The organism is Desulfocucumis palustris (assembly GCF_002933875.1).
Taxonomy (GTDB): Bacteria; Bacillota; Desulfotomaculia; order Desulfotomaculales; family Desulfocucumaceae; genus Desulfocucumis; species Desulfocucumis palustris.
Genome location: NZ_BFAV01000138.1, coordinates 1 through 25,081, shown reverse-complemented (window position 1 = coordinate 25,081; position 25,081 = coordinate 1). Strand labels below are relative to the sequence as shown.

At 48.5% G+C, this 25,081-nt stretch carries 27 protein-coding genes and 1 riboswitch; of the genes, 17 read left to right on the top strand and 10 right to left on the bottom strand.

Going from position 1 to position 25,081, the window contains the following annotated elements; all coding sequences use genetic code 11:
- The first annotated feature begins 581 nt into the window (after positions 1 to 581).
- The 11 genes from DCCM_RS11945 (at position 582) to DCCM_RS11895 (ending at position 10,892) form a co-directional block, all read left to right on the top strand.
- A complete protein-coding gene (locus DCCM_RS11945; protein ID WP_104372627.1) occupies positions 582 to 1,775 on the top strand; it encodes a methyl-accepting chemotaxis protein in 1,194 nt (397 codons plus the stop codon).
- 275 nt (positions 1,776 to 2,050) lie between these two features.
- The gene (locus DCCM_RS11940; RefSeq protein WP_104372626.1) at positions 2,051 to 2,887 is read left to right on the top strand and encodes an alpha/beta fold hydrolase; all 837 of its coding nucleotides are present in this window, start codon (positions 2,051 to 2,053) and stop codon (positions 2,885 to 2,887) included.
- 386 nt (positions 2,888 to 3,273) lie between these two features.
- Positions 3,274 to 3,738 (top strand): methylated-DNA--[protein]-cysteine S-methyltransferase, encoded by a 465-nt coding sequence (locus tag DCCM_RS11935; protein ID WP_104372625.1) that lies wholly within the window; start codon positions 3,274 to 3,276, stop codon positions 3,736 to 3,738.
- A gap of 228 nt (positions 3,739 to 3,966) precedes the next feature.
- Positions 3,967 to 4,425: a MarR family winged helix-turn-helix transcriptional regulator gene (locus DCCM_RS11930; protein WP_104372624.1), complete on the top strand. Its 459-nt coding sequence runs from the start codon at positions 3,967 to 3,969 to the stop codon at positions 4,423 to 4,425.
- 38 nt (positions 4,426 to 4,463) lie between these two features.
- A complete protein-coding gene (gene tsaA / locus DCCM_RS11925; protein ID WP_104372632.1) occupies positions 4,464 to 4,871 on the top strand; it encodes a tRNA (N6-threonylcarbamoyladenosine(37)-N6)-methyltransferase TrmO in 408 nt (135 codons plus the stop codon).
- 24 nt (positions 4,872 to 4,895) lie between these two features.
- A riboswitch (cobalamin riboswitch) is annotated at positions 4,896 to 5,082 on the top strand.
- 195 nt (positions 5,083 to 5,277) lie between these two features.
- The gene (locus tag DCCM_RS11920) at positions 5,278 to 6,783 is read left to right on the top strand and encodes an ABC transporter substrate-binding protein (protein ID WP_104372631.1); all 1,506 of its coding nucleotides are present in this window, start codon (positions 5,278 to 5,280) and stop codon (positions 6,781 to 6,783) included.
- A gap of 53 nt (positions 6,784 to 6,836) precedes the next feature.
- Positions 6,837 to 7,898, top strand: coding sequence for a FecCD family ABC transporter permease (locus DCCM_RS11915; protein ID WP_104372623.1), 1,062 nt, complete (start codon positions 6,837 to 6,839; stop codon positions 7,896 to 7,898).
- The gene (locus DCCM_RS11910; protein ID WP_104372622.1) at positions 7,895 to 8,680 is read left to right on the top strand and encodes an ABC transporter ATP-binding protein; all 786 of its coding nucleotides are present in this window, start codon (positions 7,895 to 7,897) and stop codon (positions 8,678 to 8,680) included. Before DCCM_RS11915 ends, DCCM_RS11910 begins: the two co-directional genes overlap by 4 nt.
- 101 nt (positions 8,681 to 8,781) lie before the next feature.
- Positions 8,782 to 9,831 carry an FAD:protein FMN transferase gene (locus DCCM_RS11905; RefSeq protein WP_231702758.1) on the top strand — a complete coding sequence of 350 codons (1,050 nt, stop codon included), beginning with the start codon at positions 8,782 to 8,784 and terminating at the stop codon, positions 9,829 to 9,831.
- Positions 9,818 to 10,168, top strand: coding sequence for a NusG domain II-containing protein (locus DCCM_RS11900; RefSeq protein ID WP_104372621.1), 351 nt, complete (start codon positions 9,818 to 9,820; stop codon positions 10,166 to 10,168). Before DCCM_RS11905 ends, DCCM_RS11900 begins: the two co-directional genes overlap by 14 nt.
- Before the next feature lie 172 nt (positions 10,169 to 10,340).
- The gene (locus DCCM_RS11895; protein ID WP_104372620.1) at positions 10,341 to 10,892 is read left to right on the top strand and encodes a Gx transporter family protein; all 552 of its coding nucleotides are present in this window, start codon (positions 10,341 to 10,343) and stop codon (positions 10,890 to 10,892) included.
- A gap of 78 nt (positions 10,893 to 10,970) precedes the next feature.
- Here DCCM_RS11895 and icmB read toward each other — a convergent pair whose 3' ends face one another.
- The 10 genes from icmB to DCCM_RS11845 all read right to left on the bottom strand — a co-directional run bounded on the left by icmB (position 10,971) and on the right by DCCM_RS11845 (position 21,139).
- Positions 10,971 to 11,372 carry a coenzyme B12-dependent isobutyryl CoA mutase small subunit gene (gene icmB, locus DCCM_RS11890; protein ID WP_104372619.1) on the bottom strand — a complete coding sequence of 134 codons (402 nt, stop codon included), beginning with the start codon at positions 11,370 to 11,372 and terminating at the stop codon, positions 10,971 to 10,973.
- 38 nt (positions 11,373 to 11,410) lie between these two features.
- A complete protein-coding gene (locus DCCM_RS11885) occupies positions 11,411 to 13,072 on the bottom strand; it encodes an acyl-CoA mutase large subunit family protein (protein ID WP_104372618.1) in 1,662 nt (553 codons plus the stop codon).
- Positions 13,073 to 13,086: 14 nt separating this feature from the next.
- Entirely contained in the window at positions 13,087 to 14,028 is a 942-nt protein-coding gene (gene meaB, locus DCCM_RS11880) for a methylmalonyl Co-A mutase-associated GTPase MeaB (protein WP_104372617.1), read from the bottom strand.
- 17 nt (positions 14,029 to 14,045) lie between these two features.
- Complete coding sequence (cobO, locus tag DCCM_RS11875; protein WP_104372616.1) at positions 14,046 to 14,582, bottom strand: cob(I)yrinic acid a,c-diamide adenosyltransferase; 537 nt, start codon at positions 14,580 to 14,582, stop codon at positions 14,046 to 14,048.
- 13 nt (positions 14,583 to 14,595) lie between these two features.
- Positions 14,596 to 15,741: an acyl-CoA dehydrogenase gene (locus DCCM_RS11870; protein ID WP_104372615.1), complete on the bottom strand. Its 1,146-nt coding sequence runs from the start codon at positions 15,739 to 15,741 to the stop codon at positions 14,596 to 14,598.
- Between the two features lie 28 nt (positions 15,742 to 15,769).
- Positions 15,770 to 16,948 (bottom strand): acetyl-CoA C-acetyltransferase, encoded by a 1,179-nt coding sequence (gene mmgA, locus DCCM_RS11865; RefSeq protein WP_104372614.1) that lies wholly within the window; start codon positions 16,946 to 16,948, stop codon positions 15,770 to 15,772.
- 608 nt (positions 16,949 to 17,556) lie between these two features.
- On the bottom strand, positions 17,557 to 17,775 hold the full coding sequence (locus tag DCCM_RS11860; RefSeq protein ID WP_104372613.1) for a hypothetical protein: 219 nt from the start codon (positions 17,773 to 17,775) through the stop codon (positions 17,557 to 17,559).
- Between the two features lie 270 nt (positions 17,776 to 18,045).
- Positions 18,046 to 19,002: an acyl-CoA dehydratase activase gene (locus DCCM_RS11855; RefSeq protein WP_104372629.1), complete on the bottom strand. Its 957-nt coding sequence runs from the start codon at positions 19,000 to 19,002 to the stop codon at positions 18,046 to 18,048.
- Between the two features lie 35 nt (positions 19,003 to 19,037).
- Positions 19,038 to 20,147 carry an acyl-CoA dehydratase activase-related protein gene (locus tag DCCM_RS11850; RefSeq protein WP_104372612.1) on the bottom strand — a complete coding sequence of 370 codons (1,110 nt, stop codon included), beginning with the start codon at positions 20,145 to 20,147 and terminating at the stop codon, positions 19,038 to 19,040.
- Positions 20,147 to 21,139, bottom strand: coding sequence for an acyl-CoA dehydratase activase-related protein (locus DCCM_RS11845; protein ID WP_104372611.1), 993 nt, complete (start codon positions 21,137 to 21,139; stop codon positions 20,147 to 20,149). The genes DCCM_RS11850 and DCCM_RS11845 overlap by 1 nt, the downstream gene beginning before the upstream one ends.
- A 302-nt stretch (positions 21,140 to 21,441) precedes the next feature.
- Between DCCM_RS11845 and DCCM_RS11840 the strand changes: the two genes are divergently transcribed.
- From DCCM_RS11840 to DCCM_RS11815, 6 genes are all read left to right on the top strand, one after another.
- Positions 21,442 to 22,053 (top strand): DUF3786 domain-containing protein, encoded by a 612-nt coding sequence (locus tag DCCM_RS11840; protein WP_104372628.1) that lies wholly within the window; start codon positions 21,442 to 21,444, stop codon positions 22,051 to 22,053.
- A 184-nt stretch (positions 22,054 to 22,237) separates the two neighbouring features.
- On the top strand, positions 22,238 to 22,660 hold the full coding sequence (locus DCCM_RS11835; protein ID WP_165792135.1) for a hypothetical protein: 423 nt from the start codon (positions 22,238 to 22,240) through the stop codon (positions 22,658 to 22,660).
- 169 nt (positions 22,661 to 22,829) lie between these two features.
- Complete coding sequence (locus tag DCCM_RS11830; protein WP_165792134.1) at positions 22,830 to 23,477, top strand: sensor histidine kinase; 648 nt, start codon at positions 22,830 to 22,832, stop codon at positions 23,475 to 23,477.
- On the top strand, positions 23,470 to 24,093 hold the full coding sequence (locus DCCM_RS11825; protein ID WP_104372608.1) for an accessory gene regulator ArgB-like protein: 624 nt from the start codon (positions 23,470 to 23,472) through the stop codon (positions 24,091 to 24,093). Before DCCM_RS11830 ends, DCCM_RS11825 begins: the two co-directional genes overlap by 8 nt.
- Positions 24,090 to 24,218 carry a cyclic lactone autoinducer peptide gene (locus tag DCCM_RS11820; RefSeq protein WP_104372607.1) on the top strand — a complete coding sequence of 43 codons (129 nt, stop codon included), beginning with the start codon at positions 24,090 to 24,092 and terminating at the stop codon, positions 24,216 to 24,218. The genes DCCM_RS11825 and DCCM_RS11820 overlap by 4 nt, the downstream gene beginning before the upstream one ends.
- 132 nt (positions 24,219 to 24,350) lie before the next feature.
- Positions 24,351 to 24,899 (top strand): NUDIX domain-containing protein, encoded by a 549-nt coding sequence (locus tag DCCM_RS11815; protein ID WP_104372606.1) that lies wholly within the window; start codon positions 24,351 to 24,353, stop codon positions 24,897 to 24,899.
- Positions 24,900 to 25,081 lie beyond the last annotated feature (182 nt).

The window sequence follows — 25,081 nt, the reverse complement described above, 5'->3', positions numbered from 1 at the left end:
TCTGCTGCGTTGCGGCTGCGGCCTCAATGCTCGACGTACTATGAGTACGTTTCCGCTTGAGGCCTTGCCGCGCCTTGCATCTGGAGCTTTTTGAACAGCCTCGGGCGGTAGTTTAGCAACATGTTTATTGTTTTTTCAATGTGTTTTTCAACACTCTCCTAGTCTGCCAAACTTTTACTGTGGCAATATTTATATTGCAAAATGCAATAGCTCCTTTAAAACCATGACTCTTGCAAAATTTAAACAAATAACTCGCAGAAAATTAATATTAAAAGAAGAAATCATGGCAATTATGAATTGCCTATTAACATTTTATTAAAATTTTCTTAAATCATTATTTACTTTGTTGTTTTAAATTAAATAATTTGATATTATCAGCTACAAGCACTATTGTTTATGTAATAATAGTTTTAGCTGCAATTATCAAAATAAAGGTAGTTATACAAAAAATATTGGGATCTATTAAAATTATCGGAGACAACTTGATGATAACAAGTAGTTTGCTGTATTGAGTAAATTTATGGAATTATTTTAATAATTGCCCTGCTAATACAAATTTTCAACAGAAGGAGTTATAAAATATGTTCTCTTTTTTTAACTCTAACCGGTCAAAAAAAATTTTTAAGGAACAAGAAATCTGTGCCAGGGCTGATTTTATGGCTGCCCTTACTTGTTTCTCCCTTGCTCACAATGAGCTCGTTGCATATGCCGCATCTTTAAAAATCCGGGAGGTTGCCGAAAAAGCAGCTGATCTGGCCGCAACCACTGAAGAAATATCCGCAACAGCAGAAGAAACTTCGGCTTCAACCCAGCAGATAAGCGCCGGAATGCAAATAGTAAAAGAAGGCGAGCAGAATAACTTTAATAAAACCAGCTCGCTTGCGGAAATGGCAAAAGACGCAAACCTTATATTGAACAACATGGTAGGAAACGTCGAGCAATTGGTTGAACAGATTAAGAACATAGAAAATATTAGCCAAAATGTTTCTGAAATCGCTGACAAAACAAACCTTTTATCTCTTAATGCCGCTATAGAAGCCGCCCGTGCCGGAGAGCACGGCAGGGGGTTTTCCGTGGTGGCGGAAGAAGTGCGGAAACTTGCCGACCAAACCAAGACAGCGGTAAAAGAAGTAAAAAATATATCTGACCAGATGAACAAAAAAGCTGTGAGCACTGTTGAGGCCGTTGGGAGTGTTACGAATACTTTTGAGCAATATCTGACTGAAACCACAAATGTTGCCGGGATAATGAGCGAAAACATGAGGATGGTTGAGGAATCCACCGGCTCGGTGGATAACATCGCAAAGGCGGCCCAGCAGCAGGCGCTGGCTACTGAAAATCTTGCAGAAGTCTCCGAAGAATTGGCCAATAGCGCCGATTTCGGCGATATCCTGGAAGATGAGGCTAAAAAAATAGATAAAGTAATAACCCCATACATGAGCTTTTATCAATGTGACCACGTGTTAAGCATCCTGGCCGGAAGGCTTAATGATCACGCCAACTTTCTGAGGAAAGTTATACAGAACGCCGGAAAAGGCTTTAAACCAACCAGCCATCACCAGTGTGAATTTGGCAAGTGGTATAAGAATGAATATGACAGATACAAAAATATCAAAGAATTTGTGGATATTGACGAACCTCATAAGCGCTTCCATGATGCTGCCGAAGCTTTTTCCATGGAAGTAAGTTTGGTGAATGTGAATAAAATTATTGATTCTTCGGTGGATATACTGGAAGCTTTCCTTCGGCTATCAAGGGTTATAACAGACAATTGATAGAATTTATGTTAATATCATTATTTTGTATTTAGTAATAATATCTTTCGGTAAGTTGTATTTTTAGATGGGGCCTTTCTGAAGAGTAAGAGATACGAGATAGATAAAAATAACTAAATATGTTGCTAAAAAGTTATTACTTTTTGCTCTTGTGCGCTTCGGACATGCAGGGATGCCGAAGCGCACTTTTTTTATGGGCACACAGGCTGTCACCCATTTATTACCAGCTGAATAAAATGTCTCTAAAGAAACTTTTGCCAGATGGAGGAGTCACCATGGGAGGATACTATATTGGGGTGGAACCCCACGTAAATATCTATGTGGAAGATGTCAACCCCGGGGGTGGGAAGCCAATCTTATTTATACACGGTTGGCCGGCAAATCATAAAATGTTTGAATATCAGTTTAATCAGCTTCCCAATATGGGATATAGATGCATCGGAATGGATTGCAGAGGATTCGGAAAATCCGATAAGCCTTGGAAAGGCTACGACTACGATCGAATGGCGGATGATATCAGATGCGTGGTTGAAGCGCTCAGATTGCAAAATTTCACACTCGGGGGCCATTCCACGGGGGGAGCTATTGCCATTCGATATATGGCCCGGCATAACGGATACAAGGTATCAAAGCTGGCCCTTTTTGCGGCCGCGGCTCCCAGTTTAATTCAGCGTCCATATTTCCCCTATGGCCTGGCAAGAGAAGATGTAAATAACATCATTCAGGAAACATATAACGACCGACCTAAAATGTTGCGGGGATTTGGAGACATGTTTTTTTTCCAGTATGTGACCGAGGCTTTCTCCGATTGGTTTTTTCAATTGGGGCTACAGGCGGCAGGCTGGTCCACCGCGGCGGTTGCAGCCTCCTGGTTGGACGAAGAAAGCCTGTTCTCTGATCTTGGGAAAATACGTGTTCCCACATTAATACTTCACGGTATTCACGATAAAGTTTGTCACTTTCCATTGGCTGAAGCGCAAAAAGAAGGAATAAAAAACTCCAAACTTGTGCCTTTTGAATGCAGTGGACACGGATTGTTCTATGATCAGCGGGATAGATTCAACAAGGAATTGACACAATTCATTGAGCTGGAGGATTGTGGGCGGGCCTGACCTTCTGATCTGAAATAATTTTTATGCCTTTTTCTTTTGCGACAGGGGACGGTTCTCAGCTGTCGCATTTTTCGTTAAGGAAAAATTGCCTGGTGAAAAGTAGGAAGATTTATGGCGGGCATTTTCTGTAAAATAATTTGTGATAGAATAATTGTCGGAGGAAATGTAATGAAACCGGTTTTTGCCCTGGGCTGTGCGCTCATGCTCTATGAACCGGAGCTTGCTGAAAAAGTATTGGAATTTCTGGGCAGGGATTTAAGTGGTATTCGCACTGCACATGGGCGGTAAAAAGCCACGCTATATTGTTGCTCTGTTATTGGGAGAGGATACTGGAATTGGTGTATTTGAACCCGATGAATACAGAAAAAATGCGGAGGTGAATTGTAGTGCAGATCTGTTTCTATGAATGTGACATAGGTAGAATAGGCATAGCCGAAAATGCCGGCAGAATTACCAACCTGTATTTCACTAATGACAAATTGCCGCGGGAAATACAAATATGTGAAACGCCCATACTAAAAGAAGCGGCACGGCAGCTGACAAGCTATCTTGCCGGTGAGCTTAAAGAGTTTTCCCTGCCCCTGGCGCCTGCCGGCACAGCTTTTATGAAAAAAGCCTGGACAAGTCTTTGTGAAATACCCTATGGCAAAACGGCAACCTATAAAGAGATAGCTGTAAGGATAGGCGCGCCTGACGCTGCAAGGGCTGTGGGGCTTGCCAACAACCGCAATCCAATTCCAATATTTATCCCCTGTCACCGTGTTATAGGCTCAGACGGCTCACTAACCGGTTATCGTGGAGGACTTGAGTTGAAAAAAAGATTGCTTGATTTGGAAAATGGTAGAGGTTGATTCTCTCAGCCGGATTGCACATGTTTAATTTCCCCTGGGCCAAACATTTCTTTTAATAATATGGAAATGAGAGTAAAAACTAAAGATGTCCTGAACTTCCAAAGTATCTTGCTCAGCTATTTTGTCCACCGCTTGACTGCCGGCAGAATAAGTTAATAAGTTAAGAGCCTGACCCCTATGGTTGCTTTCGCAACTATATTGTGATATAATTCGAAAAAGGATCAAATTATGGTAAATAAAGGTCAACATAAAAAGTCATTTATTAAAGCAATTTCGGCCATCTACAGATACAGCCAGATATATATTGGAGAGAATATTAAAAAATACCATATCGGGAAAGGACAGTGGAGTTTTTTAACCCAATTGCTTTTTAAGGCGGACGGCTTGACCCAGGAAGAGTTAAGCGAAAAGCTGCATATTGATAAAGCCAATACGGCCAGAGCAGTAAAGAAATTGGAAGCTGAAGGCTATGTCTATTGGGAGGGAGATCCCCGGGACGCCAGAAAGAAGCGGATCTATGTAACCGGTAAGTCTTTGGAATTTGAGGAAGAATTCCATCAGGTTTTTAAGAACTTAAACAAAATATTGTCCAAAGGCTTTACGGAGGAAGAAAGAGAGATTACCAGGAACTTATTGTTCAGAATGCTGGATAATATTGTTGAATATAGGAGCAGTCAGGGCAAATAACCGGATAACATCCGGCTTAAAAGGATTATTGGTGCGTGATGGAAATTATTATGCGACCCATAGGGTATATTCGATCCCCTTTTAAAGAAAAAAAGGAGATTCCCCGGCAAAGCACCCTGGCGGAGAATCAAAGGGCAAAGATAGAAATTTTGGAAGAATATCAAGAGGGTATAGAAGATATTAAAGCGGGCTCCCACGGGATTGTATTGTTTTATTTCCACCAGTCGGAGGGTTATGCCTTAAAGACGGTTTCCCGGAAAACCCAGGAGCGTTTAGGTGTTTTTTCCACCAGATCCCCCAACAGGCCAAATGGAATCGGTATGTCCATTGTTAAGTTCACCAGGATAGAGGGCAACTGCATCGAATTTCAAGGAGTGGACATGCTTGACAATACGCCCGTGCTGGATATCAAACCCTATGACCAGACCCTGAATCCCACGGGTTAGGCATTGATGATTGATAATGTAAAAATGAATATGAAGAAGATAGGTTCGGCAGATATTTGTTTATCTCCGATTAAAAGGGAAGTGGGTGCAAAGCCCACGCGGTCCCGCCGCTGTAATAGAGGAGTTTTTGCAAAAAGCCACTGGGTAACCGGGAAGGCTGCAAAAATGATGATGCTTGAGCCAGAAGACCTGCCTGTTTTTTACGTACCGGGGGTACTCTACGAGCGATAGGGCGGTATATATGGATTTGCCAGCTAATTAGTTGGACAACTCTCAGCTTCTAAAGGATTGTAGGGGCTGGGAGTTTTTTATTTTATCAATTTGTTTCTGGGAGGTGCACGGGCGCAATCAAATAAAATTTTTTAGCCGGTTTCCAAGAAAACCTAAAAAAAGAAAGGAGACAATAATGGGAAAAACAGCAAAAACAAGTATCGCCTTATTATTTATTATGGCCTTGCTCGTTTCCCTGGCCGGGTGCGGCTCGTCAATTACAGCAGGCAGCTTTACGGGTGCGGCGGCGGGTTATCACGGAGAGCTTGCGGTGACCACCGAAGTTGCTGAGGATGGAAAAATTACCGGTATTACCGTGGGTAAGAGCAACGAAACAAAGGGTATCGGAACCGTCGCCATGGAGAGAATACCCCAACGCATTATTGAAGCGCAGTCGTTGGATGTGGATGTTGTTTCCGGCGCTACGCTCACAAGCAACGGCATCATCAACGCAGTTGCCGATTCATTGAGGGCTGCCGGCTTGGATCCCGCAAAATACGGGTATGTTTCTCCCTCTGAAGAAACAGAAGAGGCAATCACCGCCGTAAATAAAGATGCAATGCCTGTAAAACAGAAAATTACAGGCTCTGTAACGGTAACAGACGCAAAGGGCAGGAAGGTAACCATTGATTTGCCGGTTTCCTCCTATGCAATAAGCACCATGGATGTTGTCGACTACATCATACCCCTTAAGGGCAAGGATGCCTTTAACATGCTGGTGGCTTCCGGACAGGACGGCGGCGGGGGCATACAAAAATATGGCAAGCTGTACACCCCCACCATGGGCAATTACCTGGCGCACCTGGGACAGATATCCGACCATAACGCTCCCTTTGACCTGGAAATGATTCTATCCATGGATCCCGATGTTCTCATCGTCAACTCCGCAATGTCCGCCCATAATTATGCGCTGGAAATAGAAGAACAGCTGACCAGGGCGGGAATCCCCATTGTCTTGATCAATGTCCCCGGCAAAAATTTGGATAAATCCGTTCAGCAGACCATGAAGCTGCTTGGCCAGGTATTCCAGGAGGAAGAGAAGGCTGCCGCGGTGTCGGACTTTCTTGATGCGCAATATGGATTGATCGCTTCAAAGAAGCTTTCCCAGCGCGGGGACAAGCCGACGGTATACTATGAAAAGTCGGGGTACTCCGAAATCTATGGAACCACCGCCACCAGTGTCACGGGCTGGGGGTTGCCCATCAGCATTGCCGGGGGTGAAAACATTGCCGACGAGCTGCTTTTGGGCACCGCGGCCTCAGGCGGGGGCGGCAATAATGTTGATCCCGAGTATGTTCTCAAAGCCGATCCGGATTACATTATCCTCAGCGGTGTTAACGACGGGTGGCTGGATTCCGTCAAAGAAACAAAAGAATGCCAATATGACATCATCAACAGGGTTGGCTGGCGGGATTTGACGGCTGTTAAAAACGGGAATCTGTACGAATTTGCGCATGCCACCAGCCGGTCCATTTACGCCTTCTATCCCTGCCTGAAAATGGCCAAGATATTCTATCCCGAAGAATTTAAAGAGGTTGATCCGGAAGCGGTTCTTGATGAGTTTTTTGAGCGGTTTATGCTTCTTGACAGTGATATCACCACCTGGTTTACGGGTCTTGAAGATTGTACGGAGAGTAAATAGCAAAGGCCGTACGTTTATTTGTTAAAAAATACACAGCGGAGTAATACAAAATAATGGAATACCAAATAAGGAGTAAAGAGAGCGCAAACCGGAGGCTGTATAACAACCTGGTAAAGAAAAGGATTGTACTGCTCGTAGTCCTCTTTATCGGGCTGGCCTTTTTGACAATCCTGAACATTTCCATCGGCTCGTCTTCCATAGCCATCCGGGAAATATTGAGCGTGCTGTTTACCGGCGGAGGGGACGGGCATAATCCCATGATCATCAGGGAGATCCGCTTGCCCATGGCCCTTATGGCAATGGGCATCGGGGCGTCCCTGGGTATTGGCGGCTGCGGAATTCAAACAATACTGCGCAACCCCATAGCCAGTCCCTTTACACTGGGCATATCCGCCGCCGCCTCCTTTGGGGCCGCCATGGGACTGATATTGAACGCAAACCTGTTTCATGTTTCGGATACGCTGGCCGTGACGGTGAATGCCTTTGCCTTTTCGCTCCTGGTGGCCGTGGGGATATACATGTTCTCACGTCAGAGCAATATCAGCAAAACCGCCATTATTTTATTCGGCATAGCGCTGAATTTTCTCTTTAACGCCCTCACCATGATTTTGCAGTACATTGCAGACGAAGATGAACTCCAAAGTTTGATCTTCTGGACCTTTGGCAGCCTGCTGAAAACCACCTGGAATAAATTTTTTATTGTATTTGCCGTGCTTGCGGTGTGTTTTTTTATCCTGTTTAAAGATGCCTGGAAACTGACCGCCATGACCCTTGACGATACGAAGGCCAAGAGCTTGGGCGTGGATACCGCCAAAGTGCGAAGAAAGGTTATTTTTGTGACTTCCCTGCTTTCCGCCGTGGCTGTCTGTTTTGTGGGAACCATAGGCTTTGTGGGTCTTATCGCTCCTCATATCGCCCGTCAGCTGGTGGGTGAGGATCAACGGTTTTTTATGCCGCTTTCAGCATTAACGGGCGCATTTATCATGTCCTTCGCCTTTGTTGCAAGCAAGGTCATTATAAAGGGAGTCATACTGCCCATAGGATTGATAACGGCTATAATCGGAATTCCGTTTTTTGTCACCATCATATTCAGTAAAATGAGGACGATGCAATGATTACAGTAAATAATCTGCACTTTTCCTATAAAAAAAGCAAAGGAGCGCACAAAGTATTTGACGGTTTAAATATTGCTTTTGCCAGGGGTTTCAATGTAATCCTCGGGCCCAACGGCGCAGGGAAATCCACCCTGCTTAAAGCCATTTTCGGATTGCTGCATTATGACGGGAACATAGTATACGGCCAGGAAAGCATTACCGCCATGGATACCGAGGACAGGATCAAACTGATGTCCTATTTGCCTCAGATGGATGTGGAAATATCCACCCTAACCGTTTTGGAAATGGTCATTTTGGGGAGATTGCCCGAGCTTGGCCATAAAATATCGGACGAAGATTTGGACATTGTGATGGATACGCTGGAATCTCTGAATATCGCCGCTCTGGCCGCCCGCAACTTCAGTGAATTAAGCGGAGGACAAAAAAAGCTTGTCTTCATTGCCCAAACCCTGGTGAGAAAACCGAAACTGATTCTGCTGGATGAGCCTGTGAATTCACTGGACTTGCAAAAGCAATTGGAGCTGTGTCAGCTTCTTCAGAAAATCGTGGACAAACAAGGGGTGGATATCATCGTTGTGCTGCACGACATCAATCTTGCGGCAAGGTATGCCGGGCATATCGTGGTTATGGATGAAAAGGGCTCTTTTTACAGTGCGGGCAGGCCGGATGAGGTCATTACCCCGCGTATGCTGAAAGAAGTTTACGGCGTGATAGCCAATGTAACCTGTGATGAAAAAGGCACCCCCATGGTCTCACCGGTATGCTCGGTGCGCCGGGTCTGAGGGGTTTCCTTATTCCGGCGGGTCCCCGCCACCGACGGATGAAGGCTGCCGGATGGGGAACTGCAAAAACAACAGGCGGACAGCAATAAGGAGAGTGCCCGTTGAAGAATAAAAGTATATGCCGGATCTTTATGGTTATCTTTTCCAGCCTCGGCTTTCTGGCCGGCTGCGGCGGCAACCCGGAAATTCCCGTGGAAGAACAGGGTTTTTATATGGGGACGGTGGTAACGGTAAAAGCCTATGGCCCAAAGGCGCAAAGGGCGGCTGACGAGGCAATGAAGCGCATTAGGGACTTGCAGGACAAAATGACCATCCAGGCGCCGGACGGCGAAATCCAGCGGCTGAACGCATCTGCCGGAAATGGCGCCTATGTGCCATTGAGTTCCGATTCCATCCATGTTTTAAAGACCGCTTTGAAATATGCCCGATTAAGCCGGGGTTCCTTTGATGTGACCATCGGGCCGCTGGTTCAGGCCTGGGGAATTTCCACGCAAAATCCGCAAGTACCTTCCTTAACTGAGATTGAACGGATTAAGAAAATGATTAATTATCAGGATTTGGAGATTAACGAAAAGGAAAATACGGCCAGGCTAAAAAATACCGGGCAAATGGTGGACTTGGGCGGAATCGCCAAAGGTTATGCCGGGGATGAAGTGGTTAAAATTTTCAAGGCTTACGGGATTGAATCCGCCTTCGTCAATCTGGGGGGCAATGTTGTTGCCCTGGGCGGAAAGCCTGACGGCAGTTCATGGAATGTGGGCATCCAGGACCCCGGGGCGCAAGACGGGGGATGTACTGGTGTCCTGAAGATCAAGGACAGGGCTGTGGTTACTTCAGGGGATTATGAAAGGTATTTTGAAAAAGACGGTCTTCGTTATCACCATATTTTAGACCCCAAAACCGGGTATCCCTCCAAATCAGGTCTTAGCTCCGTTACCATCGTAACAGAGAAATCCATGGACGCGGACGCGCTTTCCACGGCCGCCTTTGTCCTGGGGCTGGCTGAAGGCCTGGAATTGGTGCAAAGCCTGGAGGGAGTCGAGGCCATCTTTATCACCGGGGACAGACAAATACATATCACATCCGGGTTAAGGGATAGTTTTACCCTTGCCGATCCCGGAGGAACATATCAATGCCATGAAAAAACATGATGTTATCCTTGTTGCCGTCATTATCTTCATGGTGCTCACCGGTTTTGGCGGTTTGAAGGTGTATCAGCGGCAAAATGAAAAGGAACCCCGGTTTGCCGTAATCACGCAAGATAACGTGCTGGTGGAGCGCATTGACTTAAATGCTGTGGAGGAACCGCGGGAAATTATCCTTCCCGGGCCGTACCACGAAATTCTTCGGGTGGAAAAGGGGCGGATCCGTTTTAAAGAAGCAGACTGTCCCGACCGGATTTGTGTCCGCAGGGGGTGGCTGCAAAACCCCGGGGAGATTGCTGTTTGTCTGCCCAACAAGGCCGTCGTCCGTATTACCGGGGACTAAGCACTACCTTGCCGGAGCCGGATATCGGCCGCGCTTTGGATTTAAGCAACCTCGTCATAACGGAAATCTGAAGGATCTGCTTGCCTTAGCTTCATTCCGGTGGTCAAAAATTATCCTTTTTCCATCTCCGTCCGATGTGAATTTGCGTAAGCGCGAAAGGAGGCCAGGGTCAATGGGATTGGCGGAAAACATGACATCCACAAAGAAACTGGCCCTTATAGCCATACTGGCAGCGCAAGCGTCCGTTCTTCATTTTCTGGAGAGCATGTTTCCCAACCCGCTGCCCCTACCCGGAGTCAAGCTGGGTCTGGCCAATATTATCACCTTGCTGGCCCTGATTGTCCTGGATTTTAAGACCGCCTTGCAAATCACCGTCCTGCGGACAATCTTCGGCTCTCTGCTCAGCGGGACTCTATTCGGCATAGGTTTTTTTATGAGTTTCTCAGGAGCCGTAACCGCTACTTTCGTTATGGCGCTCCTGCTCCGTTTGTTCAGAGGTTGCGGCATAGTCGGAGTCAGCATTGCCGGGGCTGCGGCTCATAATCTGGGTCAGTTGGTTATGGCGGCCTTGATTATCCAATTTGCCGGGATTTTTTTCTACCTGCCCTTTATGCTGCTGTTTTCTGTGCCAACCGGATTCCTGACCGGTCTGTTAACGAGGGAATTGGTCAAACATATAAAAGCAGCAAAGGGTTGTTTGACAGGGGGACAGGGGAAAATTTAATGGGCGGGGGAACAAGCATGCTTTTGATAAAAAATGGCCCTGACGGTTGCCAGAGCCATTTTAAGTGGAGAAAGAACCTTAATCCACCTTTACATTACTGTTGATCCACGCCACGATATCTTCAATGGTGGTGCCGGGAGTGAAAATTTCCTCCGTCCAGCCGCCTTCCTTGAGTTCCTTGACGTCCTCTTCCGGTATTGTGCCGCCTCCCATTACCATTATGTCGTCGGCGCCGTTCTCCGCCAAAAGCTGCTTTATCCTGGGAAAAAGCGTCATGTGGGCGCCTGATAATATGCTTAAGCCCACCACGTCGACGTCTTCCTGGATGGCGGCTTCAACAACCTGCTCCGGCGTCTGGTGCAGCCCGGTATAAACAACCTCCATGCCGGCGTCCCTGAGCGCCCTGGCTATAACCCGGGCTCCCCGGTCATGGCCGTCCAACCCCGGCTTTGCAACCAATACCCTGATTCTTCTGGACATTATAGTAATCCTCCTTCCGGTGGTCGATAAATATAAATTTAGAAAATGGGCTTTTCCTTGTATTCCCCGAATACTTCCCGCAGCACCTGCACGATTTCTCCCTGGGTGGCATAGGCCCGGACTGAATCCAGTATGAAGGGGATCATGTTATCCGTGCCTTGAGCCGCGTTACGCAGCGCTTCCAGGGCACCGTTCACCCGGTTGTTGTCCCTTTCCTGGCGCAGCTTTTGCACCCTGGCCACCTGGTCCAGCTCGATTTGGGGGTCGATCTTCAGAATATCAATGTCAACCGATTCATTCTCGTTGACGAATTCATTAACACCCACCACGATGCGCTGCTTTTTGTCCACGGCCCGCTGGAAGTGGTAGGCGGCGTCGGCAATTTCCTGCTGGAAGAAATTCTGGTCAATGCTGGCCAGAACTCCGCCGCGCCTTTCGATTTCGGCAAAGTATTTTTCCGCCTCTTCCTCCATTTTGTTGGTCAGCGCCTCAACGTAATAGGAGCCGGCCAGGGGGTCTATCACATTGGGAACCCCGGTTTCGTAGGCGATAATCTGCTGGGTGCGCAGGGCTATCTGCACGGCCTTTTCGGTGGGCAGGGCCAGCACTTCGTCCATGGAGTTGGTATGCAGTGACTGGGTGCCTCCCAGTACGGCGCCCATGGCTTCGTACGCCGTGCGCACGATGTTGTTTTCAGGCTGCTGGGCGGTGAGGCTGCAGCCTGCGGTCTGGGTGTGGAATCTCAATAGCCAGGACTTGGGGTCTTTGGCGCCGTATTTTTCTTTCATGCGGCGGGCCCAGATCCTTCTGGCAGCCCTGTACTTGGCGATTTCCTCAAAGAAGTCGATGTGGGCGTTAAAGAAAAAGGAAAGCCTGGGGGCAAAATCGTCCACGTTTAGCCCGGCTGCCATGCCCGCCTCAACATAGGCAAAGCCGTCGGCCAGGGTAAAGGCAAGCTCCTGGACGGCGGTGGAACCGGCTTCCCGGATGTGATAGCCGCTGATGCTCACGGTGTTCCACTTGGGCACATGCTTGCAGGCGTACTCAAATATATTGGTAATCAGCCGCATGGATGGCTCCGGAGGATATATCCATGATTTCTGCGCAATGTATTCTTTCAGAATGTCGTTTTGTATGGTTCCGGTCAATTTCTCCGAGGGGACGCCCTGTTTTTCCCCGGTGGCTATATACATGCACCATAGTATTGAAGCCGGAGCGTTGGTGGTCATGGAGGTGCTGACCTTATCCAGGGGAATGCCGTCGAAAAGCGTTTCCATGTCCTGCAGGGAGTCGATGGCCACGCCCACGCGCCCCACCTCTCCCAGGGCGCGGGGGTGGTCGCTGTCGTAACCCATGATGGTGGGCATGTCGAAGGCCACGCTTAAACCCGTCTGCCCCTTGGACAGCAAATACTTGTAGCGCTCGTTTGATTCCCGGGCAGTGGCGAATCCCGCAAACTGCCTCATAGTCCAGAACCTGCCACGGTACATGTTGGGCTGAACACCCCTGGTGTAGGGGTATGAGCCGGGCATGCCCAAATCCCTGGCGTGATCAAAATCAGGTATGTCCAGGGGGGTGTACAAATCGTTTACCGGCATTGAGGAAACAGTTTCAAATTTAAAATCCCGATCCTTTAATTTAGATCTTTTTTCCTGCCATTTGTCCCTGTCCTGCTGGATTTCCGGTAGTTTATCGCACATAGGACCTTCTCCTTTCAGGGTAAAAATTTCTTTAATAAGTCACCGGCTGCGGCGTATGGGTCAATTTCCCGGTTAACTAATTTTTCCGTAAGACTGCTCATTTTTCCGTTGGATAATAAATCTTTTTCAATAATTTCCATTAATTTCCGCTGGATGATTTCAGTCACCTCGAGCCGCAGGCGTTTTTCCGCCGCTTCCCGGTAAGTACCCGTGTCAATCATGTGCCGGCGGTGCTTTTTGATGGTCTCCCATAAATTGGAGATGTTTTTCCCGTCCAGTGTTGAGGTGGCCATTACCGGGGGGCGCCACCCCTTGAGCAACGGGCTTAAATCCAGCATTCCCTCGATGTCCGTGATCATTTTTTCGGTGCCGCCCAGGTCGGCCTTATTGATTACAAATATATCCGCTATCTCCATTATCCCGGCTTTGATGGTCTGGATATGATCCCCGGCTCCCGGTGTCAGAACCACCAGGGTGGTGTCGGCGTAATGCATTATATCCAGTTCGGATTGTCCCACCCCCACGGTTTCTATAATCACAATATCGCACCCGTAGGCGTCAAGCACTTTAACAACATCCTTGGTGGCGCTGGCCAGGCCCCCCAGGCTGCCCCGGGTGCCCATGCTCCGGATGAACACGCCGCGGTCCAGGGCGTGCTCCTGCATGCGTATGCGGTCGCCCAGCAGGGCGCCTCCCGAAAAGGGGCTGGTGGGGTCCACGGCGATAATTCCCACCTTAAAATTCTCAGCCCTTATCTGTTTGGTTATTTCGTCCACCAGGGAACTTTTGCCGGCGCCGGGGGAGCCGGTAATGCCCAAAACGTATGCCTTCCCCGTGTTGGGATAAATGCGGCGCATAACTTCCGGCTTATCCGCGCCGTCATTTTCGATCAGGGTGATTATTTTCGCGGCGCTCCGCCGGTCACCCTGAAGAAGCCTGTCAACGTATTCAATCATGAAAATCGCCCCCGGTTTCAGTATTCTATACCCTGACGGGCATCCACGCCTTTGTAGAAGGGGTGGTTGACCAGGGTCATTTCAGTTATCAAATCCGCTGCCTGCCTTATCTCTTCGGGAGCCGACCTGCCTGTAAGGATAAGCTCCACATGGCCGGGCTTGCTCCTGATCATTTCCAGAACATCCTCCAGGGGGATCAGCTTGTAGTCCAGGGCAACGTTTATTTCGTCCAATATAACCACGTCGTAGTTGCCTTCACGCACTATTTTCTTGGCGGTTTCCAGTCCCTGGGCGGCCATCCTGATATCTTCGGGGGAGGGATTGTCTCTGTCAACAAATGTTTCCATGCCGGACTGTACAATTATCAGGTTGGGCAGGAATTTTTCCGCAGTCTGCAGTTCGCCGTAATCGCTGCCTTTCATGAACTGCAGCATGAATACTTTATAGCCGTGTCCTATGGCCCGCAGGGCAAGGCCCAGGGATGCGGTGGTCTTTCCCTTGCCGTTGCCCGTATAAACCTGTACAAGTCCTTTTTCCAAATGGGGCCGGCTCATTTATACCCCTCCTTTACCCTTTGACGAGATTTTTGGCTATTACCATCCTCTGGATCTGGTTGGTACCCTCATAAATCTGGGTGATTTTGGCGTCCCGCATCATCCGCTCCACGGGGTATTCCCGGCAGTAACCGTAACCTCCCAGTATTTGCACCGCGTTGGTGGTTACCATCATGGCGGTGTCCGTGGCGTACATCTTGGCCATGGAGGCTTCCTTGCTCAGGGGCAAGCCGCGATCCTTAAGCCTTGCGGCCCGGTACACCAGCATTCTGGCGGCGTCAATCTGGGTGGCCATGTCGGCCAGCATGAATGCTATGGACTGGTGTTCAATGATTGGCTTGCCGAACATTACCCGCTCCCTGGCATAGGCCAGGGCCACATCAAAGGCTCCCTGGGCGATACCCAGTCCCTGGGCGCCTATGCCTATGCGGCCGCCGTCCAGCAGGGCCATGGCCACCCTGAACCCGTCGCCTTCCACCCCCAGAAGGTTTTCCTTGGGCACCCTGGCATTGTCGAAAATAAGTTCACCGGTCAGGTCGGCGTGCAACCCCATTTTGTCTTCTATCTTACCTATGGAGAAGCCCGGGGTGTCCTTATCCACCAGCAGGCAGGTGATCCCCTTATAGCCCTTGCTTGCCGGGTCGGTGCGCACGAAGGTCACATAAACGCTGGCCACGCCGGCATTGGAGATGAATATTTTAGAGCCGTTGACGACATAGTGATCTCCTTCCAGCCGGGCGGCGGTGGCCAGGTTGGAAGGGTCGGAGCCCGCATTGGGCTCGGTAAGGGCGAAGGCCCCGATGTATTCGCCCGCGGCCAGTTTGGGCACATATTTTTTCTTTTGCTCTTCCGTACCGAACAGCAATATGGGGAAGGTGCCCACGGAGGTGTGCACCGCCAGTATTACCCCGGTGGAAGCGCAGGCCCGGGAGATTTCCTCGATTGTGATAATGTAAGACAGGTAATCGCAGCCCGCGCCTCCCCATTCCTCGGGAATGGGTACCCCCATCAGTCCAAGTTCGGCCATTTTTTTGATGTTTTCCCAGGGGAATTCGTGGTTCTGGTCGTACATGGCGGCCCTGGGGGCGATTTCGTTGGCGGCAAGCTTACGTACCATGTCCCGTAACATAAGCTGCTCTTCATTAAGATCTATGGGCATTTTGGCATGCTCCTTTCCGGGTGAAATACTATTCGACTTTTACCATAACCGCATCGCCCTGGGCCGCGCCGCTGCATATGGCAGCCGCGCCGATACCTCCGCCCCTGCGGCGCAGTTCGTAAACCAGGGTCATCAATATCCGGGCGCCGCTGGCTCCTATGGGGTGGCCAAAGGCTATGGCCCCGCCGTTGACGTTTACCCTGTCGGGGTTCCAGCCGGCAATTTTTTCGCTGACCAGCGCCACCGCGGCGAAAGCCTCGTTAATCTCCAGCAGGTCCAGCTGGTCAATTTTCATGCCCTTTTTATCCAGCAGTTTGTTTATGGCCAGGCCCGGCACCGTGGCGATATAGGCGGCCTCCCGGGATACCGAGGCGTGTCCCAGTATGGTGGCCAGAGGTTTAAGACCCAGTTCCTTGGCCTTTTCCCCGGACATTATTACCAGCGCTCCGGCGCCGTCGTTTACTCCCGGGGCGTTGCCCGCGGTAACGGTGTTTTCCGGATCGAAAACCGGCGGGAGCTTGCTTAAGGCTTCCAGGCCGGTGTCCCTTCTGGGTCCTTCATCTTTTTGTATAATAACCGGCGCTCCCTTTTTTTGCGGTATGCTTACCGGCACTATCTCCTCATCCAGCCGCCCGGCATCCATGGCGGCCACTGCAAGCTGCTGGCTCCTTAAGGCCCAGCGATCCTGTTCTTCCCTTGATACCCCGTATTCTTTGGCCACGGTGCCGCCGTGAATGGCCATGTGTTTGTTGTGGAAAGCGCACCAGAGTCCGTCGTGCACCATCAGGTCGATGAATTTGGTGTCACCCATGCGCAATCCCCAGCGGGTACGGGCGAAATAAGGGGCGTTGCTCATGCTTTCCATCCCGCCCGCCACTATTATATCGGCGTCCCCGGCCCTGATAATCTGGTCTCCCAGGGTAACGCAGCGCAGGCCGGAAGCGCAAACCTTGTTTACTGTTTCAGAGGGGATTTCCCAGGGAAGCCCCGCGTTTATTGTGGCCTGGCGGGAGGGTATCTGGCCTGTGCCGCCCTGCAAAACCATGCCCATAAGAACATTGTCAACTGTGGCGCCGTCAATGCCGGCCCGTTCCACGGCTTCTTTAATAACAATTCCTCCCAGCTGGGTGGCGGTAAGAGGGGTGAGGCCTCCCCCCAGCCTGCCGAAAGGGGTCCTTGCCGCGCTGACGATGACTGTTTCTCTCATAAAAGATCAGCTCCAATCTCCATAGAAAATGTGGAATTATTTTAGCTTTCAATATTTAAAATGTTCGATATTTTAAACTTTTTGCAATATTCATACCAAGTCTTAAAGACCCGATTATTTGTTTTGAAAACGCCATGATTGTAGACATGTTGGCCGGGATGCCGGACTTCAAGCGGAGTTTTACAGGGGGTTATTGCCAGAAAGCATTTTCTTCAGGCGGGGGAGACGGTAAAATAAAAAAAATAGTGTAAATATATGTTTACATTTAACTTAACGTGGACACTGCCAGGGGCGAAATTGCCCCGGGGAGATTAAGAAAAACCGGAGAGTCTGTAAAATAATTTTGGGTGAACCTGAACGCAGGTTAAATGGGAAAGGTTGAAAGCCTATCCGGCAATAGGCGGTGTTATTTTTTTATATATGACTTTTTTATATGCAGCGTCAAAAAAACTGACCGGCAATAGCGATGGAAGCAATAATCCCCCTCAATGAACCGGGGGGATTATTGCTTCCTTATAACCAATTTAAATAGTGCTTTTAAACTTGTCCTGCGGAAAGTCCCCATCCGGAACCTTTCTTGCTCGCGAAGCGAGAGCGAAGGGAGGGGGTCACGGGCGTGGGTTTTTAAAATCCGGGAATTTTCTTCGCCAGTAGAAATATAATAACAGCCCCATGCCGAAAAACACTCCGGTAAACAGGCCCCAGGCCAAAATTTCCATTAGCGGCAGCCCCCTTTTGCGGGTGTCGTACATCACCCAGAGGGCGGAAATAATCATTATGGCCAGTATTATGATATAAACAACCTGGGCAATTATCTCGCGGTTCATGGTGACACTCCTTTGCGGCGCGACGGATATTAGAGAGCCTCGGTTCGTAAGGGGTTATTCCCTTTCCGACATGCGTTGGGGACATTCCTCCGACCCTAAAGCTATGCTCAAAAGAGAGGTATGTCCCCTGACCTTATTAATTTCGAGCCTAACAGCCTGTTTATCCCCGGCCTTCAAGAACAGGGTCTTACAGGCTTTTAGCGGGATAAAGATAGCGGCTGACTCTATTTTGTCGCTAATAATCCATGCTTACTCAATAAAGCCTTGCCCTTAATTAATAATATCCCAGCGCTGGCAGCGGGCGCCCCACCTTCCAATCACCCTGTCACCCTCGTATATCTCCGCTATTTCGCAGCCGTTGGGACAGCCGCCGCATTCAAAGCTGCCGGTTTTGTAAGTCAGCCCGGTGATGTGGAAGCCTTTGAATTTGGTGCCTCCTGTTTTTCTGACCTCTTCCCCGGCCAGTTGGGCCACCCCGATGGCCCCCATTATATTGTGGTATTCCGGAATGATAACAGGCAAATTCAGAAAACGCTCAAAGGCGGCCTTTATTCCCTTGTTCGCGGCCACTCCTCCCTGAAAGACCACCGGGGAAAGTATTTCTTTGCCCTTGCCCACGTTATTGAGATAATTGCGCACCAGGGCCTCGCAAAGCCCGTTAATAATATCCTGCAGGCTATGGCCCATCTGTTGTTTGTGAATCATGTCCGATTCCGCGAAAACGGTGCATCTTCCGGCTATTCTCACCGGGGAGGCGGAGCTGAGCGCCAGGTCGCCGAAATCGGTTATGGGTATGTTCAGCCGGGACGCCTGCTGGTCAAGGAAGGAACCGGTTCCGGCGGCGCACACCGTGTTCATGGCAAAATCGGTAACAATGCCGTTGCGCATAATAATTATTTTGGAGTCCTGCCCTCCTATTTCCAGTACTGTCCGGACGTCGGGAACAAGCAGGGAGGCAGCCACGGCATGGGCCGTGATTTCGTTCTTTATGACATCGGCGTTGACCATGACTCCCGCCAGGTACCTGCCGCTGCCGGTGGTGCCGGCAGCTTCGATTTCTATATCCGGGGGAAGGCTCTCGCCCACCTGGCGCAGGCCTTTTAGCAGCGCCTCAATGGGTCTGCCCATGGTGCGTATATAGAGGCCGGCGTGAATTTTACCGGCCTGGTCCTGAACCACTATGTTGGTGCTTACCGACCCCACGTCTATGCCCAGGTATGCTTTCATAAAAGTTGTCCTTTCATTAAAATAATTCTCCGCGGCTATATATTTACCGCAGCCTGTCCGGTTCCGGGTTCTTGCCACTTTTTCCTTTTCATTAAATCAACGAATGCCTCCAGCCTTGTGGACATGCCCGCTTTACCGGTCTGCTCGTCAAGAAAGAAAGTAAGCACCGGGATGCCGTATTCCCTGCTTACGCTGGTGAGAATGGTCCGGGCCACTATTTCCGGAATGCAGGTGAAGGGCGCCATTTGAATGACGCCGTCAAAACCCCGTTTGGCGTATATTACGGTGTGACCCACGGATTCCCTGCCGTGGCCGCCGATGCATAGAGGTATATAAGGCATGGCGGCGTCTTTTACTGTAATAATCTCGTGGGTTTCCTGGCCGGTATTGTCCTTTGTCCAGCCGGTTAAAAACATTGAGCGCTCCACTTCAACCCCCAGGTTTCCAAGGGTTTCCTCTATTTCAAGATTGCTGGCGGGCTCTAAAAGCACGTAGATTTCACCAACGATTCCCACTTTAAGTATTTTTCTTTCCGGGTCCTGTTCCACGGATTTGATGGCTTCCAGGGCGGCGGCGTGGGCCTCGCTTATTTCCTTGGAGGTGTAAGAGCGGTCGATCCATTCCAGCGCCTTGCGGTAAGCCCTGGTGGTGGCGCCCGGGACCGTTTCCCTGGGGCGGACCACGTGGGTTAATTTTTCCGCCTCGTCCAGGGCGGATAATTTTTGCCAGGCTCTTTTAATGCAATCCCAGATGGCCCTGTAGGACAGGCGGTCCGGGTTAAGTTTCTGTATATTGCGCAAAAAGTCAATGGGGTGAAACCTGGGCGGCTCAAAAACCACAACATCCACGGGGAAACCAATATCCTGCAAAATCTTTTTGTGCATTTGCCCGTAGTGCCCGGCCCTGCACGGACCAACACCCCCGCTGGTTACAATAATCTCCGCTCCCAGGCGGCAGGTTTCCACGTAGGTGCCCATCAGTATTTTTAAAGGAAAGCAGGCGAACTCCGGGGAGTATCTAACGCCGTGGTCCAGTGTCCTCTTGCTGGGCCGGGGAGGGAGGACCACATCGTTGCCCAGGTCATTCAAAAGCATTTTAAAGCTGCGGTATGATTCACCCATATGAGGGAAGGTTACCCGGGGCATTATTTAAACACCTCCTTTTTACGCCTTACCATGTCGGTGAAGGCCTCCAAACGGGTGGATACACCCGCGTCACCGCTGTGTTCGTCTATGGTCAGGCTCATAAAAGGAATATTTTTATATTTTTTGGATGCCAGCTCCATAAGTTTGTCCACCATGGAATCAGGACCGCAGCCGAAGGCCGTGAGGTGAATAATTCCGTCCACGGAACCTGTTTTAAAAAGGTAGTGGGTGCCCCTGAGCACCCAGTCGCTGAATGTCCAGAACATTATCTTGTCCAGGTCGGAGTTCTGCCTTGATAACGGGCCCGCAGGGAGGTTTTCCATGGTGATAACCTTAACCCCAAGCTTTTTCAACTTATTTACCACACCGACACTTATATAATCGTCGTGAACCTCGTAAGGGTAGCCGAGAACGGCAAAGGTGAGATCGTGCTCTATTCCCGCGGGAGATTTTTTCCCGCTGTCAGCAGTGTTTAATACTATCTTCATGGCCTCCGGGGGAAGCAGCCCCTTTTGCAGCAGGGATTGATAAAAGGCCGCTTTTTTCGCGGCTTTATAATAGGCCGTAAATGTTTTCCACCTGGTTGCCCCAAATATTTCGCCTATACCGGTATATGCCTTGAGAAGGGAAAGGCGGCCTTCCCTCACATCCATTTTCATGTCGATAACAGGCGGCATACCGGACAATCCGTAACGGATCATATCAGGCAGCCCGAGAAATTTGGGGCAATATATGGTCCTGCGGTTGAGGCAGACGACCCTGGGGATAAAAAGATAATCCACTTTATCCTTAAGGGACAGGGCATGGCCGAAATAAAGCTTGACCGGAACGCAGGCGTCGGCCAGCGCTTCCTTCACTCCTTCATCCAGGAGGTTTTTATTCGAATTCCCGGAGATAACAACTTCCACGTTTAATTCATTGAAAAAAGTTTTCCACATGGGGAAATGCATGTAATAAAGCAGCGAACTGGGAATTCCAACCCGGGCGGTCAAAATAAGTCCCCCTTTTTGAATATAGACAATATATAATTCACTGAAGCTGAAATTATAACGGGATTATATTTATCAAATAATATCAGTGGTTTTCAGAAACAATACCTGCAGCCTTAAAGCGAATATTTCTATGGGTTATGGGGAAATTCCTCCAAAGAATCGGCGAACTATCCGGAGTCCGGCGCAAAGAATCGCCTTTTTCCGCAAAAAGCACCCTGGCGCCTGCAGGAAACGGTTGCCGGCAGGAGAAATTTATTCCTGGAAAATTAAAATACTTAATTCAGTTAAAACGGGAGGTAGCCATGGCGTATATGAATTTAAATCCGGCCCATGACAAAGCTAAGGAGGAGTTTGCCAAATCCGATCCGGCGGTGATGGAAAGAAATTCGGGTCTGAAATTTTACCCGGACAGGGGAGTATACCAGGTGTCTTTTCTGGGAAGGGATTATCTGGTCCATTATCCCGAAGGCGTAGTTGAGGCGGCGGACGGCGGAGCCGTGCCCCTGGAGAATAAAATCTGTATCCTTCATTATTTAACCCATGCATCGGATGCCGGGCTGGAAGGAAAGCAAATATCTTTCAGGGAATTGCCCAGCGGGTTTATTTACGTGACCCCTTTCACCAACCGTTGCATAAGACCCCTGGTGTCTATTTTTGGAAAATCACCGGAGAAATTAATACCGGCCGCGGAAATGCTGGGAGGCAGGAGGGAGGAGATGGGAGACGCCGCCGTTACCATTCCCGTTTTTCCCAAGGTGCCCGTTACCTTCGTGCTCTGGGAGGGGGATGACGAATTTCCGGTCAGCGGAAACGTGCTTTTTGACGCCTCCGCGCCGGCCCACCTGGAGACCGAGGATTATGCCTTACTGCCCGGACTGGCCATTTTTACCATGAAAAAGTTGGCGGGAATTTAGCTTTTTAGGGCGGGGCTGAAAATAACTGACAAATTAGTTGTATTTCGACACGATATGTCAGATTTATCCAATATTTTTTCTTGCCAATGCATGATTTGCAAAATAGAATAAATAGAAGGTAAAAAAAATGGATAATATGCCTTTAATTGCCGTGTTTCTTCAGTCAATCCCCGAGGAGATGGTATTGTTTTCTTTGGCCTCGGTGTTCCTTGGACTGAAAATGCAATGGAAAAGAATAATAATGGCGGCGGTTATTTCTGCCTTTGCTTCGTATTTTGTAAGGCATTTGCCTATTTATTTCGGTATGCATTATTTTATCGGCTTGATTGTCAATGGTATGCTTATTTATTATTTCTTTCATAAAGATTTCTTTTACAGCTTTTGTACTTCGTTAATTGTTCTTGGCTGCCTCTTTATGGCGGAGAATATAATTACATACCCGATAATATATGCTTTGGGATATAATGGCTTTCAAGAAATATGGGATAAAACACTGTTAAGAATTATTATTGCTTATCCTTCACTGATTGTGTTGTGTATTGTTGCCTGGATATTAAAAGTTAAAAAGTATAATATATTTGGTCAGAGAAAAAGCGGAAATGAATAAATTTTTAATTGTCACTGGATTGTTAATAGCATTTATAATACTGGTAGCCATAAAGTTGTTAAATATATTTTATGTAATCCCGTCTATTTATTTTAATGTTGTATCCATATTTTGTGCCATATATTTAATTTTTGCTATTTTTTCCGTCAGAACATTTCAAGACAGAGAAATGCTTAAAGAACTGGTTAGAAAACAAAAGGAGCACACTGATAGTCTTAATGGTTTCATTATGGCTTTACGCGCGGAGAGACATGACTTTATAAATCATTTTACCGTGCTTGGCGGTTTATTATCGTTGGAAAAGCCGGAATTGGCCAGTCATTACCTGAAAGAGGTGTTGAATCAGACTAAAATTAATATTAAAATTATGGCTTTAAAACAGCCGGTTTTAATTGCGCTGTTAAATGGCAAAATAGCCCGGTCCAATCAAAAGGGAATAGATTTTCAAATTGAGATTAAAAGCAGCTTGGAAAACCTCCCCATAAATCACACTGATATTACTGCGATATTTGGCAACCTGATTGACAATGCCATTGAAGCCGCTATTTTAGAAAAAAATAAAAAATTTGTATCATTTAAAACCAGTGAGGATTCTTCCACCTACAAGATCACCGTAAGCAATTCCGGACCTGACATCCCGGAAGATATTGAAAAAAGTATCTTTGCTCCCGGGTTCTCCACAAAGGGGCAGGGCAGGGGATTTGGCCTCAGCATAGTTCTCAAAGTCGTGGAAAAGTATGGCGGGGTTATTTTAATAGCCTCGAATCCCACCGCTTTCAATGTTGTTATTCCGAAGAAGGTGATGAATAATGATTAAAGAATATTCTGTTAAGATTGGAGAATATTTGGCTTGCGAACTCTCCCTTGATCAGAGGAATAAGAATATTACGGTTTTCGGGCTGGAAGTGATAATTGGCGCTATTGTTAAAAGTTGTGTTTTTTTAGTAATAGCATTTTCTCTTGGCGTTTTTTATGAAGCCCTGGCCGTTACCATTGTCAAAAGCTCTCTGCGCTGGGTGGCCGGTGGACCGCACTGCAGTTCATTTTTTAACTGCACAATTGTGTCTTCGTCCTTGATATTCGGCTTTACCTGGATTGGTTTCCTACTGGCTGACATTATATTGCTAAAGCAATCAATGATAGCGGTTTTCCTTTTTGCCCTGGCGGTAAACCTTCTGTACGCCCCGTCCGATCCTCCTCAAAAACCTATTAACAACCCCGGTAAAAAAATCCTGTTAAAGTTGGTTGTGTGTGCCCAATTAGCCGGCTATATGTTAATCGTCAACTTGAATATTCTGCCTTCGGATATAGCATGTTGCATCCTTATGGGAATATTGCTGGAATCGTTGACGCTGTTTCCTCCCGGCGCCGGGTTAATTCAGCGGTTGGATCAATTAATGACGAGGTCGTCAGAAAGGAGGTGTGCCGCATGAAAAAAATACTGCCTTTTCTCTACGGCATGGTGACCAGTGTGGCTCTATTTGCCGCTTTTATCGGTGTACGTCCCACATCCTGGGGAGATCTCTACCAGCCGGAAATACCGGAAGAATTAAAATAGCAAAATAAACATTTCAGGCTCCGCTTTTAGGCGGAGCTTTTTTTTGGGAAGGAATAAAGCGACTACCGGAGAAATAAAACGGGAAAATATAAAATATCAAATCCGTTTTTATGAAGGGAAGGTTTTGTTTCCATGTCCGTTCTTAATGAAAAAAAGCTTTCTTCTCAAACAGTTTACAACGGTAAAATAATTAATTTAAGGCTTGATGAAGTGGAGCTTCCCAATGGGAAAAAAGGAACCAGGGAGGTTGTGGAATACAACGGGGCTGTGGCGGTGGTGGCTTTGAACAGCCGCCGGGAGGTGCTGATGGTCCGGCAGTTCCGCTACGCGGTGGGTGAAATACTGCTGGAAATACCCGCGGGTAAGATTAACCAGGGGGAGGAGCCGGAGAAATCAGCCCGCCGTGAGTTGAGCGAGGAGACCGGTTATAACGCCTCGGAATGGAGGCAGCTTACAGCCTTTTACTCCACTCCGGGTTTTACCACCGAAAAGCTATATGTGTATCTGGCCAATGGGCTGGATTTTTCCGGGCAGCACACGGACGACGATGAATTTATCCAGGTGGAGAGCTATCCCCTGGAGGAGCTGCTGGGGATGATTGACCGCCAGGAAATAAAGGACGCCAAATCCATAGTGGGGCTGCTTTCGGCCAAGAGATTCCTGGACAACGCCCGGGATTGAACATCAGGTGTTTTGACAATGGCGGCAGGCCCTTTTCATATTCCAACCCCTTATATTGGACAGAAAAAAACACCGCTTCTAGGAGACCGTTGAAAAAGTCCATCTGCTGCGTTGCGGCTGCGGCCTCAATGCTCGACGTACTATGAGTACGCCTCCGCTTGAGGCCTTGCCGCGCCTTGCAT